Consider the following 18,381-nt stretch of genomic DNA (forward strand, 5'->3'; position numbering starts at 1 on the left):
GAACAGATGGTGTGATCATGCGCCCGGACCTGTGGATAACTTTCCGCACGCCCCCGCCGCCATGGGGCATGCTGCGGTCAGCCGTCCGGAAACGATCGGAAGGGAGACCACCGTGCGCCTCATGCTCAAGCCCGCGCTGTCCCGCAGCTGGCGGGACTCCGAGACCCTGCAGTTCGGCACCGTCACCCGGTTCGCCGGGGTGCTCGGCAACGCCGACAAGACGCTGTGCGAGTTCCTCGACCTGCTCGACGGGACGCGCGAACGACCCGAGCTCCTCTCCGCCGGCGAACGGATCGGGCTCGGCCGCGAGCCCACCGACACCCTGCTGAGCGAACTGGAGGAGACGGGGCTGCTGGACGACGCGGAGGCGACCGGCCGGGCACTGTCGCACTTCCCCCGGCCCCACCAGGACGTCCTCGCGCCCGACCTCGCCTCGCTCTCCTTGGTCCACTCCGGACCGGGCGCCGCACCGGCCGTCCTGGTCCGGCGCGCCAGGGCCAGGATCGAGGTCCGCGGCGCGGGCCGGGTCGGCGCGGCCGTGGCGGCCGTGCTCGCCGCCGGCGGCGCCGGCACCGTCACGGTGGCCGACACCGGCCGGGTCCGGCCCGACGACTGCTCCCCCGCCGGGCTGCCGCCCTCGGACATCGGGCGGCTGCGCTCGACGGTCGCCCGAGAGGCGGTGCAACGCGCCACCGGCCGCCCACTGGCCCCGGTGCCCCGGCGCAAGAGCGACGACCCGCCGCCCGACTTCGTGGTCCTCGCGCCCCGGGACGGCAGCGCCGCCTTCGCGGGAGGAACGTACGAGGCCCGGCTGCTGCTCAGGGCCGGGGTGCCGCACCTGTACGTGGGCGTGGTCGAGGAGTTCGGCATCGTCGGACCGCTGGTGATCCCGGGGCGGTCGGCCTGCGGGCACTGCCTGGTGCTGCGCCGGGAGGACGAGGACGCCGCCTGGCCGCGGGTCCTCGCCCAGCTGGCGGACGACGGCCCGGGCCGGGCCCGCACCCCGGCCTGCGACACGGCCCTGGCCACGGCCGTCGCCGGTTTGGCGGCGCTGCACGTCCAGGTGTACCTGGACGGCGGCCGACCGCCGAGCGTCGACGGCTGGTGCGAGATCTCCGCGGGCGACGGCATGCCCCGCCGCCTGCGGCTCCGAGGACACCCGGACTGCGGCTGCCTGTGGCAACCGCTGCCGCCGAGCTGAGACGCGAGGAGGACAGGAGGCACGAGGAACGCACCGGGCGCGGGCCCGGGCGGCTGCGGGGCTCAGCAGCCACCCGACCCGACCCGTGGCCGACACGGGCAAAGGCGCCCGGCCAGGAGAGCCCATGGCCAGGAGAGCCCATGGCCAGGAGAGCCCATGGCCCGCGCCCTGCCTGGGGCAGGGCGCGGGCCGGGAGAGAGCGGGAGCCGCTGTTCCGAGGGACGGGGTGAGCGCGAGATGTGGGTGGGTGGGTGGGCAGGCGGCGGGTGAGGTGGGAGGAGGAGGGAGGAGGAGGGTGGGTGGGGGGCGGGGGGGGGAGGGGGGCGGGCCCCAGGAGTGTCGACGGGGCGAAGCCCCGAGAGCCCCCCACGAAATACCGCCGGAGCAGGCCCGCGAACCGGGCACAATGGCGTATGTGATGGTGGGCCGTCCGGCGGTCGGGGGGCCAGGGGAATGGAGGCCCGGGTGAGCGATCTTCCGCGCAAGGCAGTGACCCGAACGGCACGGCTCGCCGCCCTGCCGCTGGGCATAGCCGGTCGCGCCACGCTCGGACTGGGCAGGCGCATCGGCGGCCGGTCCGCCGAGGTGGTGACGGCCGAGCTCCAGCAGGCCACCGCCGACCAGTTGTTCAAGGTGCTGGGCGAGCTCAAGGGCGGGGCGATGAAGTTCGGGCAGGTGCTGTCCGTCTTCGAGGCCGCGCTGCCCGAGGAGGTCGCCGGTCCGTACCGGGCGGCGCTCACCAAGCTGCAGGATGCCGCTCCGCCGATGCCCGCCGCCAAGGTGCACACCGCACTGGCCGAGCGGCTTGGGGAGGGCTGGCGCGAGCTGTTCCTGGAGTTCGACGACCGCCCGGCGGCGGCCGCCTCGATCGGCCAGGTGCACCGCGCGGTCTGGCACGACGGCAGACGGGTCGCCGTCAAGGTGCAGTACCCGGGCGCGGGCGACGCCCTGCTCGCCGATCTCTCCCAACTGTCCCGGGTGGCCTGGCTGCTCGGCCCGTTGATCCCCGGGCTGGACATCAAGCCGCTGATCACCGAGCTGCGGGAGCGCGTCTCGGAGGAGCTGGACTACGAGCTGGAGGCCCAGGCCCAGCGCCGGCACGCCGAGGAGTTCGCGGGCGACCCGGACATCGTGGTGCCGGTCGTGGTGGCGCAGGCCGACCAGGTGCTGGTCACCGAGTGGATGGACGGCACCCCGCTCTCCGAGGTGATCGCGAACGGCACCCAGGAGGAACGCGACCGCGCCGGGCAGCTGCTGGCCCGGTTCCTGTTCGCCGGCCCGTCGCGGACGGGGCTGCTGCACGCGGACCCGCACCCGGGCAACTTCCGGCTGTTGAAGGACGACGGCCCGGTCGGGGGCTGGCGGCTGGGCGTGCTGGACTTCGGCACCGTGGACCGGCTGCCGGGCGGGCTGCCCGCGCCGATCGGGGCCTCGCTGCGCATGGCCCTGGACGGCGACGCGGCGGGCGTGCTCACGATGTTGCGCGAGGAGGGCTTCGTGAAGCCCTCGATCGAGTTGGACCCGGACGCGGTGCTGGACTACCTGCTGCCGATCATCGAGCCGGCGGCGGTGGACGGCTTCCACTTCACCCGGGCCTGGATGCGGGCCCAGGCGGCCCGGATCGCCGATCCGCGTTCGCCCGCCTACAACCTGGGCAAGCAGCTGAACCTGCCGCCCTCGTACCTGCTGATCCACCGGGTGACGCTGAGCACCATCGGGGTGCTGTGCCAGCTGGGCGCCAAGGCGCCGTTCCGCGCCGAGATGCTGGAGTGGCTGCCCGAGTTCTCCGGTGAGCGCCCCGCGAAGCCGGCCGGGCGAGGCGGCCCGGCCGGGCCCGCGAAGCGCACCGCATCCGCCAGGTCCGCCAAGTCCGCGAACCCGGCCAAGCCCGCCAAGTCCGCCAAGCCCGCCCGCGGCTGAGCCGACCGTCCGAGGGCGGGCGCCGCGAACAAGCACAACGGCCGCAGGCCGCTCCCCGCGAACGGGGGGCGGCCTGCGGCACGACGGGGGTCGGTCGGATCGGCGGCGAACCGCCTGGGCCGGCGCTACATCAGCGCGACGGCGAGCGCCTTGCGGGCGCGCAGCGAGGCCCGCTCGGCCCGCTGCCGGAGCTTGCGGGCCCGGACGACCCGGCTGACGAGGCGTTGTTCCTCGGCCTCGTGGAGCCTGTCTTGCATATGGGCACGGGCCAGGGATTCATGCAGGAGTTGCATTTCGAGGGTCCTGTTCTGGATCTGAAGTTCGGTGGTCTGCTCGGCGCGGACGGTCGGATCGATGGCGGCGGGGGTCATGTGGTGGTCCTGCTCGTGGTGCGTGCTCGGAAATGGGACGGTGCGGGCTGCTGCGTCGGCCTTGGCGGCGGCGATCCGTACGGATCGGCGGAGGGCGCTGTCCAGCGGGGGCTGCTCTCCCCGGCGGACTGCCCTGGCGTCGTGGGCGGGGTTCACGCCATGACCTCGGTCTTGCGCGGACGCCCACGCGGCCGCTTGCGGGCCACGACGACACCCTGGACGAAAAGTTCGCCGCCCCAGACGCCCCACGGCTCGCGCCGCTCCAGGGCGCCCGCGAGGCAGGCCTCCTTCACCGGGCAGGTGCCGCAGAGGGACTTCGCGTACTCGACGTCGGCGGGCGTCTCGGCGAAGAAGACCTCGGGGTCGAAGGCGCGGCAGGGGATGGGGAGCCCGAGCGCCTCGGCCTGCTCGATCGAGTTGAGCTGCATGAACGGAACCTCCGGAGGGTCGGCCTGGTCGGCCTTGGTGATCTGGCTTGTCGGCGGTACGGACGGGATGGGCGGCGTGATGACCGTGGACACTGTGGGCGTCTTCCTCGTCTTCTCAGTGGTTCCGGCCCAGTGGACTGGTGGTGCTGGGCCGGAGGCCCCGGGGGGCCTGGGTGGTCTTGCGTACCGGACAAAACAGAAGGGCCGCGGATCCCGGTGTGACGGGTTCCGCGGCCCTGGAGGTGCCGACCTGAGGCTGGCTCAGGTTCGTTCTCTCCAGGGTTCAGGCCCGCGGAAGGCCCGCATCCGGATGGCCTCGGCGCCGATAAAGGCGGCCTTGGCCTGGTTGATCTGCTGCTCGTTCTGCTTCTGGGCGTTTCCGGCACCGATGACCTGCGCATAGTCGCCATGCATGGCGGCGACTACGACTGCCTTCGGTGCCTGGAGCGGTCGCTCGTCGCACTCGGGACGCGACGCGCCGACCTGCGCCCAGCCACGGGACAGACCGGTCTCGACGAGGGTGCCTTCGACACTCCTGCCGCCCGTGAGGCACAGATCAGTGTGTCCAAGACCACTGACAGCGGAGGCGACGGAGACACCGGTGGTGTCGAGACCCAGACCGGTTCCACCGAGCTCGGCGAGCGCCCGCAGACGGGCGGCACGCAGGGAGGCAGCGACAACGGTCTGGCCAGTCATTTTGGTGATCATGATGTTTCCCACTGTCTTCGCCTCCTCTCGGCGTCTCGCGGAGCCTGGTCTCCCTGGCTCCGAATGTTCGGATGTCTGTCTCGGTGAAGCTGGTAAAGCTGGTGAAGCGGTGCGGCGTAGCTGTGTGGCGTGGGGGAATCGGCACAGGTTTCACCCCGTGCGACCTCGTCCCCTTGACCGCTCCGGCAGGCTATTGCGCTCCCGGTACGCCGCGCAAACTATTTTTCACGCGAGTTCACGCGACGCCATCGACGGCGCGGTCCGCGCGACGTTCCGCGGCGGTTACGAAGTCCCCCGAGCAGTCCCCTGGACCGCGCCCGTGCCGGCTCACGCCGGATCGACCGGACCGTCGTCCTCGACGCCGTCCGGATCCTCCTCGGGCTCCTCCCCCGCACACAACGAGAGCACGGCGGCCCCGTACTTGTCCAGCTTCATGGCGCCGACCCCCGAGATCACGGCCAGTTCCTGCCGGTTCGCGGGCACGTCCTCGGCGATCGCCATCAGCGTAGCGTCGGTGAACACCACGTACGCGGGGACGCCCTGCCCCTTGGCCTGGGCGGCCCGCCACTCGCGCAGGCGTTCGTAGAGCGCCTCGTCCATCGTGGACGGGCAGTCCTCGCAGCGGCGCAGCTTGCGTTCGACGGCGTCGGTGAGCGCCTTGTCGCAGACCCGGCACTTGACCGGGCCGCGGACCCGCCGGGCGGCGGAGCGCTCGCCGGCCTCGACGCTCCCCCGCCCGCCCCGCGCACCGGTGCGCGCGCCCGGGGCGGCGGAGCCGGGGCGCAGCCCGTCCATGAAGCGGCTGGGTTTGCGGGAGGCGCGGCCGCCCGGGGAGCGGGAGAGGGCCCAGGAGAGGCTGAGGTGCTTGCGGGCGCGGGTGACACCGACGTAGAGGAGGCGGCGTTCCTCCTCGATCTGTTCGTCGGTCTTGGCGTAGATGATCGGCAGGGTGCCCTCGGTGAGGCCGACGAGGAAGACGGCGTCCCATTCGAGGCCCTTGGCGGCGTGCAGGGAGGCGAGGGTGACGCCTTCGACGGCGGGGGCGTGCTGGGCGGCGGCGCGGGCGTCGAGTTCGGCGACGTAGGCGGCGAGGTCGGTGTCCAGGCCTTCGGCGGTGCGGGTGCGCTCGAACTCCTCGGCGAGCCGGACGAGGGCGGCGAGGGACTCCCAGCGGTCGCGGACGGCGCCGGAGCCGGCGGGCGGTTCGGGGGTGAAGCCGCGGCTGGCGAGGACGGCGCGGACCTGGCCGGCCAGGTCGGGGGCGCCGGCGGTGAGGGGGTCGGCGGCGGCGCGGGCGGCGCCGCGCAGCAGCACGCCTGCGTCGCGGACCTCGGGGCGCTCGAAGAAGCGTTCGGCGCCCTTGAGCTGGTAGGGGACGCCGAGGTCGGCGAGGGCCTGTTCGTAGACCTCGGACTGGCCGTTGGTGCGGAACAGGACGGCGATCTCGCTGGCGCGCACGCCGGCGGCGATGAGGTCCTTGATCCGGCGGGCGGTGGTCTCGGCCTCGGTGGGCTCGTCCTCGTACTCGGTGTAGACGGGTTCGGGGCCGGCCTCGCGCTGGGAGACGAGTTCGAGGCGGTGGCGGGCGGCCTCGCCGCGGGCCTGGGAGAGCAGTCCGTTGGCGAGGTGGACGACCTGGGGGGTGGAGCGGTAGTCGCGGACGAGTTTGACGACGGTGGCCTCGGGGTGGCGGCTGCGGAAGTTGAGCAGGTAGTCGGGGGTGGCGCCGGTGAAGGAGTAGATGGTCTGGCTGGCGTCGCCGACGACGCACAGGCTGGCGCCGCCGCCGTCGCCGGTCCACCGGTCGAGCAGGCGCTGCTGGAGCGGGGAGACGTCCTGGTACTCGTCGACGGTGAAGTGCCGGTACTGGCTGCGGACCTGGTCGGCGATGTCGGGCCGGTCCTCCAGGATGGCGGCGGTGAGCAGCAGGACGTCCTCGAAGTCGATGTTGCCGCGGCGGGTCTTGGTCTCCTCGTAGACGCGGTAGACCTGGGCGGTCTCGGCCGGGTCGCGGGGGGCCTCGCGGCCGGACTTGGCGACGGCGGCGGGGTAGTCCTCGGGGGCGGTCTGGGTGACCTTGGCCCATTCGATCTCGGCGGTGAGGTCGCGCAGTTCGGTGCGCTGGACGCGCAGTCCGCAGCGGCCGGCGGCCTCGGCGACGAGCTGGACCTTGCGTTCGAGCAGCTGGGGCACCGGGCCGCCGATGGCGCGGGGCCAGAAGTACTGGAGCTGGCGCAGGGCGGCGGCGTGGAAGGTCCGGGCCTGGACGCCGTCGGCGCCGAGCTGGCGCAGGCGGCCGCGCATCTCGCCGGCGGCGCGGGCGGTGAAGGTGACGGCGAGGACCTGCTGGGGCTGGTAGACGCCGCTGCGCACGCCGTAGGCGATGCGGTGGGTGATGGCGCGGGTCTTGCCGGTGCCGGCGCCGGCGAGGACGCAGACGGGGCCGTGCAGGGCGGTGGCGACGGCGCGCTGTTCGGGGTCGAGCCCGGCGAGGACGGCGTCGGGGCCCGTGGCGGTGCCGGGGTCGGCCCAGGGGGAGCCGTGGGGGCCGTCGTAGGGGCTGCCGCTCAAGAGGTCTTCCTGCATGCGTTCCATCCTCTCAGCCCGCTGGGACAACGGGGGCGGGGTTGTCCACAGGCCCGGTGCGATCGCAGGATGATCGCTCTGCTCCGTGCGTCCTGGGGCCGGAATGACTGCCACCCGGTGGACGTTGCGGCTGTCAGAACGTACGAACCCCTCTTTCGAAGGAGCCCCCTCGATGTCCGGCACCGTGACGATGTACAGCACGACCTGGTGTGGTTACTGCAACCGGCTCAAGAGCCAGCTGGACCGCGAGGGCATCGGCTACACCGAGATCAACATCGAGGAGGACCCGGCGTCGGCGGCGTTCGTCGAGTCGGTGAACGGCGGCAACCAGACGGTGCCGACGGTGCTGGTGCAGCCGGTGGGCGGCGGGGAGCAGGTCGTGATGACGAACCCGAGCCTGATCCAGGTCAAGAAGGCCCTCGCGGCCTGACCCGCCACGGTCCGCCGGGGCCCGTCCGGGGCAGCCACGGTCCGCCGGGATCCGCCCCGGTCCACCCGGGCCCCGGGGTCGGCGCGCGTCACTGCGCGTCGGCCCGGGCGGGGTCGACGGGGGCGGCGGGGGCGGGCAGGGTGGTGCGCGCGCCGAGGTCGCCGATGCCGTAGACGAGTCGGCTGCGGTCGGCGGAGTAGCGGGTCTCGATGACCCGGACGGGGCCGCGCCGGTCGTAGGTGACGCGGGTCTGGACCATCAGCGGGACGCCGGGGCCGCCCTGGAACCACTGGGCCTCCTCGGGGCCGGGCATCCGGGCGACGAGGTGGTCGACGGCGCCGATCTCGGTGCGGCCGAGGGTGGCGAGGACGGCTTCGTCGCCGCCTTCGACGGGGTCGGGTTCCATCAGCGGGGTGCCGGCCGCGAGTCCGGCCCGGTAGTGGCTCTCCTCGATGGAGTACGGCTCGCGGTCGAGCAGGCGCAGCTGGCGGCGGACGACGATGGCCTCGCCGGGGCGCAGCCCGAGGCGTTCGGCGATGTCGACGCGGGCCCGGACGATCATCATCTCGAAGTCGGTGCTGAGTTCGCGCCCGGCTTCGGCGGCTTCGCCGAGGTAGACGGTGGAGGGGGCGGCGAGGCAGTCGCGCGGTGCGGGGGCCAGGGTGGGTCCGTAGGCGCGGTGGTCGAGCACGGGGTGTTCGCGCAGGTAGGTGCCCTTGCCCTGGAGGCGGACCAGTCGGCCTTCGTTGACCAGGACGTCGACGGCGAGGCGGACGGTGTTGCGGGCGACGCCGTACTGGCGTTCCAGTTCGCTCTCGACCGGGAGGGCGGCGTCGGCGGTGAACTCGCCTTCGGCGATCCGGCGGCGCAGGTCGGCGGCGAGGCGCTGGTATTTGGGGGATTGGGCGGTGCCCCGGGGGATTGTCACCCGAGTGAATGTAGCGAGCGCGGTGACGCGGTTTCAGCCGTTTCCGGCAATGTCGTCCGCGCGGGTTGACGGTGGGGGCTTCGGAGTGTCCCGCGGTAGCAGAACTGGCCCGTCCGGTTACGAACAGACGCTCGTGGCGGGTTCGGGAAGAGCTCAGAAAGGAAATTGGGGGCGCGCGGCCAGAGCCACGCGCCCCCTTCTTCCCGGGCGTACCGGAAATACGGACCGGATTACCGGATGCTCGGACGACCGGAGGACCGGCCGACCGGATGCCCGGACGACGAGACGACCGGAGTCCGGGACTACCAGCGCGCCGCCGAGGGCAGCGGCTCGCCGTACCAGAGCTCGACCAGGTGGCGGGCGATCGAGATGCCGGAGGGCGGCAGGATCTCCCCGGCCTCCATCCCGGCCCGCAGTTCCTCGCGGGAGAACCAGCGCGCCTCGGCCAGTTCCTCGCCGTCCACGGTGATCTCGGTGCCGCCGGGCAGCGCCTTGCCGGTGAAGCCGAGCATCAGGCTGGACGGGAACGGCCAGGGCTGGCTGGCGACGTAGCGGACCTCGCCGACCCGCACCCCCGCCTCCTCGTGCACCTCGCGGGCGACCGCCTGCTCGATCGACTCCCCCGGCTCGACGAAGCCGGCCAGCGTGGACCAGCGGCCCTCCGGCCAGAGCGCCTGGCGGCCGAGCAGGCAGCGGTCCTGCTCGTCGGTGATCACCATGATCACCGCCGGGTCGGTGCGCGGGTAGTGCTCGGCCGCGCAGGAGGTGCAGCGCCGCACGTGCCCGGCGCCCGCCTTCTCGGTGGGGTGGCCGCAGCGCGAGCAGAAGCTGTGCAGCCGGTGCCAGTGCTCCAGGGCGACGGCGTGCACCAGCAGCCCGGCGTCCCGGTCGGACAGCATCGCGCCGACCTCGCGCAGCCCGGCGGGGCGGGCGTCGCCGTCCAGCCGGCCGGGCAGGCTCTCGCCGGCCAGCGCGAAGTACGAGACGCCGTCCCGGTCGGTGCCGAGGAAGTAGCGGTCCCCGGTCTGCGGCGCCTCGAAGGAGGGCAGCAGGACGAGTTCGGTGCCCTCGGCGGTGTCCACGACGAAGACCTCGCCCCCGGCGATCGGCAGCACCCGGGTGGCGGGGTGGCTCCAGGCCGCGGCCAGCCACGGCTCGTCGAACCGGTGCTCGGCGGCCCGCTCCACCCCGGCCCTGGCCAGGGCCAGGGCTCGCGGGCGCTCGGTCTCAGGCTCGGTGCTCACGTCGTTCCATCCCCACGTGGTGAATCATCCGGATGAGTGATCTGACTGCCGTGCCGCTCGGAGCGGCTCGCGCGCCCGTCGACGGTGGGCCCGCTCACGCGCCCGTAGACGGTGGGCTCGCTCACGCGCCCGACGCGCGTCCCTCGGCGGTGGGCCCGCCCGCTCACGCGCCGGGCCGGAAGTTCTCGGCCAGGTCGCCCCACAGGTAGGCGGCGGTCTCGACACCCTTGGCCAGCAGGTCCAGCTCGACCTTCTCGTTGACCGAGTGCCAGCCGTCCGAGGGCACCGAGATGCCGAGGAACAGCACCGGCGCGCCCAGCACGTCCTGGAGGTCGGCGGCGGGGCCGGAGCCGCCCTCGCGGGTGAAGAGGATCTTCTGCCCGAAGGCGCGGCCCATCGCGCGGACGGTGGACTGCAGCGCCGGGTGGTCCAGCGGGGTCAGGCAGGGCCGGGTCGCGCCGGGGAAGACCAGCTCGTACCGGACGCCCTCGGGGACCTGCTCGGCGACCCAGGAGCGGACGGCCTCGCGGACCTTCTCCACCTCCTGCCCGGCGACCAGCCGGAAGGACAGCTTGAGGTGCGCCGAGGACGGCACGATGGTCTTGCCGCCGGGGCCGGTGTAGCCGCCCCAGATGCCGTTGACCTCGGCGGTGGGCCGGGCCCAGACCCGCTCCAGGGTGGTGTACCCGGCCTCGCCGCGGGTGCCGTACGACTTGGCGACGCGCAGCCACTGCGCCTCGTCGAAGGGCAGTTCGGCGAACAGCTCGCGCTCGCGCTCGGTCAGCTCGACGACCCCGTCGTAGAAGCCCGGGATCGCGACCCGGCGGTCGGCGTCGTGCAGGGCGGCGGCCAGCTCGGCCGCGACCTGGGCCGGGTTGGGCACGGCGCCGCCGAAGGAGCCGGAGTGGATGTCGGTGTCCGGGCCGTACAGGTCGAGCTGGGCGTCGGCGAGGCCGCGCATGCCGGTGCAGACGGTCGGGGTGGTCTCGGACCACATGCCGGTGTCGGAGATGACCACCACGTCGGCGGCCAGCCGCCCGGCCTCGCGCCGGACCAGGTCGGCGAAGTGCGGCGAGCCGGACTCCTCCTCGCCCTCGATCAGCAGCTTGAGGTTGACGGCCGGTGCGGTGCGGCCGGTGGCGGCCAGGTGGGCGCGCACCCCCAGGGTGTGGAAGAACACCTGGCCCTTGTCATCGGCCGCGCCGCGCGCGTACAGCCGGCCACCGACCACGGTCGGGGCGAACGGCTCGGTGTCCCAGCCGTCCTCCTTCGCCGCGGGCTGCACGTCGTGGTGCCCGTAGACCAGGACGGTCGGCGCGGACTCGTCCCCGGACGGCCATTCGGCGAACACCGCCGGCAGCCCGTCGGTCTCCCACACCTCGGCCACCGGGAAACCGGTCTCGCGCAGCTTGGCGGCCAGCCAGTCCGCGGAGCGGCGCACGTCGCCGGCGCGCTCCGGGTCGGCGGAGACGGAGGGGATCGCCAGCCACTCGGAGAGGTCGGCGAGGAAGGCGGCCTGGTGCTGGTCGATGTAGGAGCGGACGGCGCTGTCCGGGGTACTCGTCATACCGACGACTGTAGTTCGCCTGTACGGGTGCCCGCCCCGGCCCTCCGGGTGCCGGACGCCGTCGGGCCTGTAACCTCCGTCACCCCCGCCGCCGGGAGCGGCGGACGGGGGTGACGGCCGGGGTGGCGGCCGGGGGTGACGGGAGCCGGGCACGGGCCTCAACCAGGCACGGGCCTCAGCCGAGCGCGACCCTCGGTCGGGCACGGCCCTCAACCGAGCGCGACCTTCGACCGGCCCGGCCCTCAGCCGGTGCGGCGCAGCAGCGAGATCCGCGAGCGCGTGAGCAGCGCGGCCAGGCCTGCCGCGAGCAGCGGCAGCACCACGACGGTGGCGGCGATGGTGGGCCAGGGGAAGACCACGGCCCCCTTGTTGGCGAGTTCCTCCGGGCTGATGCCCGGGTAGCCGGCCGCGAGTCCCTGGACCTTGCGCAGGGCGACGGCCGGCACCACGCCGCTGACGACGCCGAGCAGGGTGCCCATGGCGGCGATCACCCCGCACTGGAAGCCGGACAGCGAGCGCCGGATGCGCGGTTCGGCGCCGACCGCGGCGAGGGTGGTGAGGTCGCGCTGGGAGTCGGCGGCGGCCAGTCCGGTGGCGATGCCGGCCGCGCCGAGGGCGACGAGGGCGGCGAAGCCGGCCAGGCCGAGGCCGATGAGTCCGGCCTTGGACTGGTAGCCGCGTTCGACGCCGAGGACGGTGCGGTCGGTGAGCTTGGCGAGCGCGCCGTCGGCCTTCTGCTGGTCGCCGTCGGAGGGTGCGGCCGCGGGGAGCCAGACCGAGCCGGCCGGGCTGGTCCTGAAACCGAGGCGGGTGGCGGTGTCCGGGGTGATGACGAGTTGGCCGGGGGCCGGCAGCACGGAGGGGGCGAGGACGGCGTCGACCTCGGTCTCGGTCTCCTTGGGCTTGGGGGTGGAGCCGTCGGCGCCCGCGGCGACCGGCTCGGTGAACCGCAGGGCGACCTTGCCGTCCTTGTAGTAGCGCGGGTCGAAGACCACGGCCTTGCCGGCGGCGAGGGCCTGAACGGCCGCCGGGTCGGTGACGCCGTAGAGGTTGCGCAGCAGGGTGGCGTCGCCCGCGGCGACGTCGCCGTACTGGCTGCCGCCGCGTTCGTGGACCTGGCAGCGCGGGTCGGTGCTCATCACCCGCTTGATCTCGTCCGGTCCGGCCTGGTTGTCGCGGTCGAAGACCGGGCAGCGCCGCTCCTTGGGCGGCATGACCTGGATGTAGCCGCAGTAGGCGCCGGACCGGCAGTCGCCCTTGAGGTCGACGTGGGAGACGTCGGCGCGCGGCCCGAGGCCGGGGATGGAGCGTTCCACGGTGTCGCGCATCTGCGGCAGCAGCTTGGCCTCGGTGGTGTTGCCGTAGCCGCTGTTGAGGAGGACGGCGCCGGCCGGGCCGGCGGCGGCGTACTCGCGGCGGTACTGCTCGTCGTAGCTGGCGAGGAAGACGTTGACGGCGACGGAGCCGGCGACGGCGGCCATCACGGCGGCGACGGCGGGTGCGGTGCGGCCGCGGTGGCGGACGGAGTCGCGCAGGGCGAGCCGGGGGCCGAGCGAGAGCCAACGGCCGAGCTTGCCGAACAGGCCGACCAGGTACGGGGTGAGGGCGACCATCCCGAGTTCGGCGACGAGCGAGCCGCCGAGGACGGCGAGGGTGCGGCTGGAGAAGCCGCTGGTCGCGCCGAGCAGGGCGAGGGCGGCGCCGCCGGCGAGCATCAGCAGGCCGAGCAGGGCCAGTCTGCGGCTCGGGGGCTTGAGCGAGTCGCGGCCGGTGAGCGCGGAGACGACGTCCTGCCGGGAGGCCTGGACGGCGGGCACGATGGCGGCGAGCAGTCCGGTGACCAGGCCGACCAGGAGGACGCCGAGCAGGTCGAGCGGCTGGAGGTTGAAGTGGCCGAAGCGGGCGCCGGAGTACTCCTCGGCCTGGGTGCGCAGCAGGGCGACCAGGCCGACGCCGAGGCCGAGGCCGAGGGCGGCGCCGGTGAGGCCGAGGACGACGCCGCCGCCGAGGACGACCGCGCGGACGTTGGCGCGGTCACCGCCCGCGGCGGCGAGCAGTCCGAGCTGCCGGCGCGAGCGTCGGGCCCCGACGGCGAAGGCGGGGCCCGCGAGGAGGACGATCTCCAGCAGGGCCATGCCGACGACGGTGCCGAGGATGACGACGGAGGTGCGGTCGAGCAGGGCGGTGCCGCCGGCGCCGCGGATCCGGTCCAGCTCGGTGTAGTAGGGCACCTCGGCGCGCGGGGGCGGGTCGAGCATGACGGTGCGGGAGGCCACGAGGAAGCCGTAGCCGTTGAGTTCGGTGACCTTCGCCCAGTCGAGGGCGGCGCCGGCCGGGAGCTTGACCAGCCAGCGGGCGGCGGGGTCGGAGTCGCGGCCCTGGTCCGGGCCGGCGTTCGGGAGTCTGCCGACCAGGGTGCCGGGGCGGGCGAGGATCTCGGTGTTCTTGAGGTCGCCGGGGTACTCGACGACGGCGGTGATGGTGAAGGGGCTGGACTCCAGGCCGCGGACGGTGGTGCGGTCGCCGATCCGCAGGCCGGAGCGGTTGAGGAACTCGCGGGTGACGGCGGCCTGTTGGTCGTTCACGGGGGCGCTGCCCTCGACCACGTCGACCAGGCCGTGCCAGACCGGGTCGGTCAGGTCGGCCTCGCCGGTGCGGGTGGTGAGCAGGCCCGCGGTGCTACTGGCGGCGGCCTGCGGGCCTTCGACGTGGGGCACCAGGGTGGTGCCGGGCGGCAGCAACTGCTGGGCGAGCAGGGCGGGTTCGGTGTCGCGGGAGCGCTGCTGGGCGGGGGTGTACTGCGGGGCGGCGCCGTCCTTGGCCTCGTACTTGGGGTTGATGACGCGGTAGGACTGGTCGCTCGGGTCGGGGGCCTGCAGGACGGAGCCGCCGCGGTCGGTCATCTCCAGGCGGGCGTCGGCGCGGCCCATGGTGCGGACCACGCGTTCGGCGGGTTCGAGGGTGGCGCTGCGGAAGAACACGTCGGCGCCGGTGACGCCGAGGACGGGCAGCGCGACCATGGCGACGACCAGGGCGCTGCGGCCCTTGGCGCGCAGGGCGTCGCGGCGGGCGATGCGCAGGGCGAGCCGCCAGGCGCTGGGCTTCACTCGTCCACCTGCTCGCTGCCGGCGGCCTGGCTGTTGGCGGCGGCGCTGACGAGCAGGCTGGCGGCGTCCTGGCTGACGGACTCGTCGACCATCCGGCCGTCGCGCAGGAAGACGACGCGGTCGGCCCAGGCGGCGTGCCGGGCCTCGTGGGTGACCATCATGGCGGCGGCTCCGGCGTCGCAGCGGGCGCGCAGCACGGCGAGGACGGCTTCGCCGGTGGTGGAGTCGAGGGCGCCGGTGGGTTCGTCGGCGAGGACGAGGCGTCGGTCGCCGATCAGGGCGCGGGCGATGGCGACGCGCTGCTGCTGGCCGCCGGACATGTCGTCGGGGAAGCGGTCGGCGAGTTCGGGGATGCCGAGCTCCTCCAGGGCGGCGAGGGCTTCGCGGCGGGCGGCGCGGGCGGAGACGCCGTCGAGTTCGCGCGGCAGCGAGATGTTCTCGGCGGCGGTGAGGGCCGGTATCAGGTTGTAGTCCTGGAAGACGTAGCCGATGGAGCGGCGGCGGACCTGGGCGAGCTTCTTGCGGGTGAGCCCGCCGAGGGCGACGCCCTCGACCAGGACCTGGCCGGTGGTCGGGCTGTCGAGGCCGCCGGCCAGGGTGAGCAGGGTGGACTTGCCGGAGCCGGAGGGGCCCATGACGGCGACGAACTCGCCGGGGTGGACCTTGAGGTCGACGCCGCGCAGGGCCTGGACCTCGGCGGCGCCCTGGCCGTGGACGCGGGTGACGTTCTCCAGGTGCAGCACCGGTGTCGGCCGGGGCTGTTGGGTGTGGGACACGGTTCCCCCCTTGTGCTGGGTACGGCTGGTTACGGGTGGGGCGCCGCCGGGGCGCCGGCCGGTGTCGGGTGGCCGGGCGCCGCCGGGGCGCGGGTGCGGCTCGGCGCGGGCTGCTCGGGCGCGAGTGCGGCTCAGGCGTGGGTACGCCTCAGGCGCGGGTGCGGGCAGCACTGCCCGGGCGCGGGTCCGCGTCAGGCGCGGGTGCGGCGGCCGAGCCGCTTGGGTTTCGCGGCGCCGTCGCGGGCGGCTTCGGCGGCCTCGGCCTGCCGGAGTTCGGCCTGCTGGGCGAGCCGGGTCTCGCAGTGGTCGAGCCAGCGGATCTCGGCCTCGGTCTGGAAGATCAGCTGGTCGAGGACGAGCAGCCAGGCGAGTTCGTTGCTCTCGGAGGGCACGGCGCCGGGTCTGGTCTCGCCCGCGAGGGCGCGGCCCTTGAGCCGGGTGTAGTCCTGGAGGGCCTTGATGCTGTGCCGGCGCTGACCCTGGACGACGCCGGAGACGTCCACCCCGGGGACGGTCACGGCCATCGCGAGTTTGATGGCCAGTTCGTCGCGCGGGGGGTTGGTGCGGGGCACCGGGGTGTCGAACCAGGCCCGCAGTTCGGCGCGGCCGGCGTCGGTGACGGCGTAGAACTGGTGGCCCTCCTCGTCCTCCCCGGCGGCCTCGACCAGGCCGTCGCGCTCCAGGCGGGACAGGGTGGTGTAGACCTGCCCGACGTTGAGCGGCCAGGTGGCGCCGGTGCGCGCCTCGAACTCGGTGCGCAGCTGGTAGCCGTAGCGGGGGCCCTGGTCGAGCAGGGCGAGCAGACCGTGACGGATGGACATACTCAGTATGTATACCCGGTATGCCCCACGGCCTCAAGCCGCGCCCCCTCCGGTACCGTCGTGCGGTGTGAGCCAGTTGCGCATCGCCACCTTCAACCTGTTGCACGGCCAGCCGCTCGGCCCGGACGGCACCCCGCTGCCCTACCCGGCCGACGCGGGCGCCCCGTTGGCCGAGGCGGTGGCCGCGCTGGACGCCGACGTGCTGGCCCTCCAGGAGGTGGACCGGCACCAGGCGCGCTCGGGCGGCACCGACCAGGCGGCGGTGGCGGCCGCGGCGATGGGCGCCGGCGACTGGCGCTTCGCCGCCGCGCTGCACGGGCGCCCGGCGCCGGTGGCCGGCTGGGTGCGGGAGCCGTCCGGGCCGGACGGGCTGCGGGTGTACGGGCCGGCCGAGATCGGCGACGGCGCCCCGCCCTCGTACGGCACGGCGCTGCTGACCAGGCTGCCGGTGCGGCACTGGCGGGCCCGCCGGTTCGCCCCCGCTCCGTTCGGACTGCCGCTGCGGGTGGCCGGGCGGCGCGGGCTGACCCCGGTGCCGGACGAGCCCCGGGCCGCGCTGGCGGCCGTACTGGAGGGCGAGCGCGGCCCGTTCACGGTGGTGGCCGCGCACCTGTCCTTCGTGCCGGGCTGGAACATGGCGCAGCTGGCCGGGATCCGGCGCTGGATCGCCGACCTGCCGCAGCCGTACCTGGTGCTGGGGGACTTCAACCTGATCGGCGCGGTGCCGCGCACGGTACTGGGCGGGGCGACGGCGCTGGAGCGCACCGCGCCGCGGGTGCGGGTGCGGGAGCTGCGGGCGGCCCGGCGGGCCCGGCCGGCGCTGGGCGCCGCACTGGGCACCGCGCGCCGGCGGCGGGTGCGCGAGCCGCGGGCCCGGTTGCAGGGCTGGTACGACCTGGCGCGCACGCCGACCTATCCGGCGCACCGGCCGGCGGTGCAGTTCGACCACGTGCTGGCGGTCGGCGTGCCGCGGGCCGTGGTGGGCCCGGCGGCGGCGCCGCACGCCGGGGTGTCGGACCACCGGCCGCTGCTGGTCCGGGTGTCGCTGTAAAGCGCCCTGGCTAGCGCTTGACCAGGGCGTCGGCCTGCTGGGGCAGGTGGGCGAGGGCGGGCTGGGTCGGGTCGTACTGCAGGAGCAGCATGGCCGCGTCGTCGCCGAGCTGGCGCCCGACGTGGCGCACCACGTCCTCGTGCAGCCGCTGCAGGACGTCCGCGGGGCGGCCGTCGGCGCAGCGCGGGAAGCGCTCGGCGAGCGGGTAGAAGGTGCCGGAGCGGTCGCGGGCCTCGATCACCCCGTCGGTGAACAGCAGCACCCGGTCGCCGGCCAGCAGCGGTACCCGGTGCACCGGGGGGCGCACGTCGGCCGGGTCGAGCACGCCCAACGGCGGTACGGTCTCGGCGAGTTCGAGTGGGTGGACCAGGCCGCCGCGGAGCAGCAGCGGCGCGGGGTGGCCGCAGTTGACGAGTTCGGCGGCGCCGTCCGGTCCGACCCCGATCAGGACCAGGGTGACGAACTCCTCCTCCACGCCGGGGTGGTCGTTCTCGTGCAGGGCCCGGTCGAGGCTGACGGCCAGCCAGCCGGCCACCCGGTCGAGGGCGGGCTCCTGGTGGGCGGCCTCGCGGAAGGCGCCGAGGACGGCGGCGGCGGTCTCGACCGCGCCGAGGCCCTTGCCGCGGACGTCGCCGACCACGGCCCGTACCCCGTGCCGGGTGTTGACGACCTCGTACAGGTCGCCGCCGATCCGGGCGTGGGCGGCGGCGGCCTCGTAGTGGACGGCGGCGCGCACGCTGCCGACCCGTTCGGGGACGGGCCGCAGCAGCACCCGGCGGGCGATCGAGGCGACCAACTGGGCGTCGGCCAGGGCGCGTTCCTGGCGCAGTCGCAGGGTGGCGCTGACCCAGCCGATCGTGGCGACCAGCAGGATCGCGATGACGCTGGCGGTGTGCACGGACTCGCCGAGCGCGTTGCTGCGCAAGGCCATCAGGAAGGCCGCCGCCTCGGTGCCCAGGCCGATGACGAGCGGGTACCAGGTGCGGTGGCTGACCACGGCGGCCAGCGCGGGTACGGCGGTGAGGGCGGGTTCGACCGTCACCTCGGTGCCGCTGAGGTAGTCGAGGACGACGATCAGCGCCATGCCGAGGAAGGGCAGCGCGAGCGCCGTCCTCGGCCAGGTGCCGGTCGTGCCCGGTGCGGGTCCCGGGGTCGGCCCGGTGAACCGCTCTCTGATCCATCCGGTCGCGCTCAACTTCGGTCTCTCCAGCGGAAGACGCCGATGCCCGTGGGCACCTGCGGC

General features: G+C 74.4%; 15 protein-coding genes. 4 read left to right on the plus strand and 11 right to left on the minus strand.

Annotated features, from left to right (window positions below; all coding sequences use genetic code 11):
* Positions 1 to 121 precede the first annotated feature (121 nt).
* Both ACIQWA_RS12535 and ACIQWA_RS12540 read left to right on the plus strand, forming a co-directional pair.
* Complete coding sequence (locus ACIQWA_RS12535) at positions 122 to 1,201, plus strand: ThiF family adenylyltransferase (protein ID WP_360246207.1); 1,080 nt, start codon at positions 122 to 124, stop codon at positions 1,199 to 1,201.
* A gap of 465 nt (positions 1,202 to 1,666) precedes the next feature.
* Positions 1,667 to 3,121, plus strand: coding sequence for an ABC1 kinase family protein (locus tag ACIQWA_RS12540; RefSeq protein WP_402481414.1), 1,455 nt, complete (start codon positions 1,667 to 1,669; stop codon positions 3,119 to 3,121).
* Positions 3,122 to 3,246: 125 nt separating this feature from the next.
* Here ACIQWA_RS12540 and ACIQWA_RS12545 read toward each other — a convergent pair whose 3' ends face one another.
* The 4 genes from ACIQWA_RS12545 to ACIQWA_RS12560 all read right to left on the minus strand — a co-directional run bounded on the left by ACIQWA_RS12545 (position 3,247) and on the right by ACIQWA_RS12560 (position 7,223).
* Complete coding sequence (locus tag ACIQWA_RS12545; protein WP_360244644.1) at positions 3,247 to 3,648, minus strand: hypothetical protein; 402 nt, start codon at positions 3,646 to 3,648, stop codon at positions 3,247 to 3,249.
* Positions 3,645 to 4,013, minus strand: a complete 369-nt coding sequence (locus tag ACIQWA_RS12550; protein ID WP_370863281.1) for a WhiB family transcriptional regulator — start codon at positions 4,011 to 4,013, stop codon at positions 3,645 to 3,647. The genes ACIQWA_RS12545 and ACIQWA_RS12550 overlap by 4 nt, the downstream gene beginning before the upstream one ends.
* A gap of 168 nt (positions 4,014 to 4,181) precedes the next feature.
* Positions 4,182 to 4,640: a hypothetical protein gene (locus ACIQWA_RS12555; RefSeq protein WP_360244641.1), complete on the minus strand. Its 459-nt coding sequence runs from the start codon at positions 4,638 to 4,640 to the stop codon at positions 4,182 to 4,184.
* A gap of 315 nt (positions 4,641 to 4,955) precedes the next feature.
* A complete protein-coding gene (locus ACIQWA_RS12560; RefSeq protein ID WP_402481418.1) occupies positions 4,956 to 7,223 on the minus strand; it encodes an ATP-dependent DNA helicase UvrD2 in 2,268 nt (755 codons plus the stop codon).
* Positions 7,224 to 7,386: 163 nt separating this feature from the next.
* Between ACIQWA_RS12560 and ACIQWA_RS12565 the strand changes: the two genes are divergently transcribed.
* Entirely contained in the window at positions 7,387 to 7,644 is a 258-nt protein-coding gene (locus tag ACIQWA_RS12565) for a mycoredoxin (RefSeq protein ID WP_350506166.1), read from the plus strand.
* 88 nt (positions 7,645 to 7,732) lie between these two features.
* On the opposite strand, the gene ACIQWA_RS12570 is transcribed toward ACIQWA_RS12565, so the two are convergent.
* The 6 genes from ACIQWA_RS12570 to ACIQWA_RS12595 all read right to left on the minus strand — a co-directional run bounded on the left by ACIQWA_RS12570 (position 7,733) and on the right by ACIQWA_RS12595 (position 16,087).
* Complete coding sequence (locus ACIQWA_RS12570) at positions 7,733 to 8,572, minus strand: GntR family transcriptional regulator (protein ID WP_402481421.1); 840 nt, start codon at positions 8,570 to 8,572, stop codon at positions 7,733 to 7,735.
* A 302-nt stretch (positions 8,573 to 8,874) separates the two neighbouring features.
* On the minus strand, positions 8,875 to 9,816 hold the full coding sequence (gene nudC / locus ACIQWA_RS12575) for an NAD(+) diphosphatase (protein WP_360244631.1): 942 nt from the start codon (positions 9,814 to 9,816) through the stop codon (positions 8,875 to 8,877).
* A gap of 163 nt (positions 9,817 to 9,979) precedes the next feature.
* Positions 9,980 to 11,383 carry a dipeptidase gene (locus tag ACIQWA_RS12580; protein ID WP_360244628.1) on the minus strand — a complete coding sequence of 468 codons (1,404 nt, stop codon included), beginning with the start codon at positions 11,381 to 11,383 and terminating at the stop codon, positions 9,980 to 9,982.
* A 242-nt stretch (positions 11,384 to 11,625) separates the two neighbouring features.
* Positions 11,626 to 14,490, minus strand: coding sequence for an FtsX-like permease family protein (locus ACIQWA_RS12585; RefSeq protein ID WP_402481425.1), 2,865 nt, complete (start codon positions 14,488 to 14,490; stop codon positions 11,626 to 11,628).
* Positions 14,487 to 15,266, minus strand: a complete 780-nt coding sequence (locus ACIQWA_RS12590; protein WP_402481428.1) for an ABC transporter ATP-binding protein — start codon at positions 15,264 to 15,266, stop codon at positions 14,487 to 14,489. Before ACIQWA_RS12590 ends, ACIQWA_RS12585 begins: the two co-directional genes overlap by 4 nt.
* A 191-nt stretch (positions 15,267 to 15,457) precedes the next feature.
* Positions 15,458 to 16,087, minus strand: coding sequence for a PadR family transcriptional regulator (locus ACIQWA_RS12595; protein WP_402481431.1), 630 nt, complete (start codon positions 16,085 to 16,087; stop codon positions 15,458 to 15,460).
* A 67-nt stretch (positions 16,088 to 16,154) separates the two neighbouring features.
* Here ACIQWA_RS12595 and ACIQWA_RS12600 point away from each other — a divergent pair, with 67 nt between their 5' ends.
* Positions 16,155 to 17,138 carry an endonuclease/exonuclease/phosphatase family protein gene (locus ACIQWA_RS12600; RefSeq protein WP_402481434.1) on the plus strand — a complete coding sequence of 328 codons (984 nt, stop codon included), beginning with the start codon at positions 16,155 to 16,157 and terminating at the stop codon, positions 17,136 to 17,138.
* Between the two features lie 10 nt (positions 17,139 to 17,148).
* On the opposite strand, the gene ACIQWA_RS12605 is transcribed toward ACIQWA_RS12600, so the two are convergent.
* Complete coding sequence (locus ACIQWA_RS12605; protein WP_360244613.1) at positions 17,149 to 18,333, minus strand: PP2C family protein-serine/threonine phosphatase; 1,185 nt, start codon at positions 18,331 to 18,333, stop codon at positions 17,149 to 17,151.
* Between the last annotated feature and the right edge of the window lie 48 nt (positions 18,334 to 18,381).

This window comes from Kitasatospora sp. NPDC098652 (assembly GCF_044760155.1).
Lineage (GTDB): Bacteria > Actinomycetota > Actinomycetes > Streptomycetales > Streptomycetaceae > Kitasatospora.

What these genes read in the sequence shown, in the direction of transcription:
- ACIQWA_RS12560 (WP_402481418.1), bottom strand. Translation starts at nt 7,223, where the DNA reads ATGGAACGCATGCAGGAAGACCTCTTGAGCGGCAGCCCCTACGACGGC.
- ACIQWA_RS12535 (WP_360246207.1), top strand. Translation starts at nt 122, where the DNA reads ATGCTCAAGCCCGCGCTGTCCCGCAGCTGGCGGGACTCCGAGACCCTG.
- ACIQWA_RS12595 (WP_402481431.1), bottom strand. Translation starts at nt 16,087, where the DNA reads ATGTCCATCCGTCACGGTCTGCTCGCCCTGCTCGACCAGGGCCCCCGC.
- ACIQWA_RS12580 (WP_360244628.1), bottom strand. Translation starts at nt 11,383, where the DNA reads ATGACGAGTACCCCGGACAGCGCCGTCCGCTCCTACATCGACCAGCAC.
- ACIQWA_RS12565 (WP_350506166.1), top strand. Translation starts at nt 7,387, where the DNA reads ATGTCCGGCACCGTGACGATGTACAGCACGACCTGGTGTGGTTACTGC.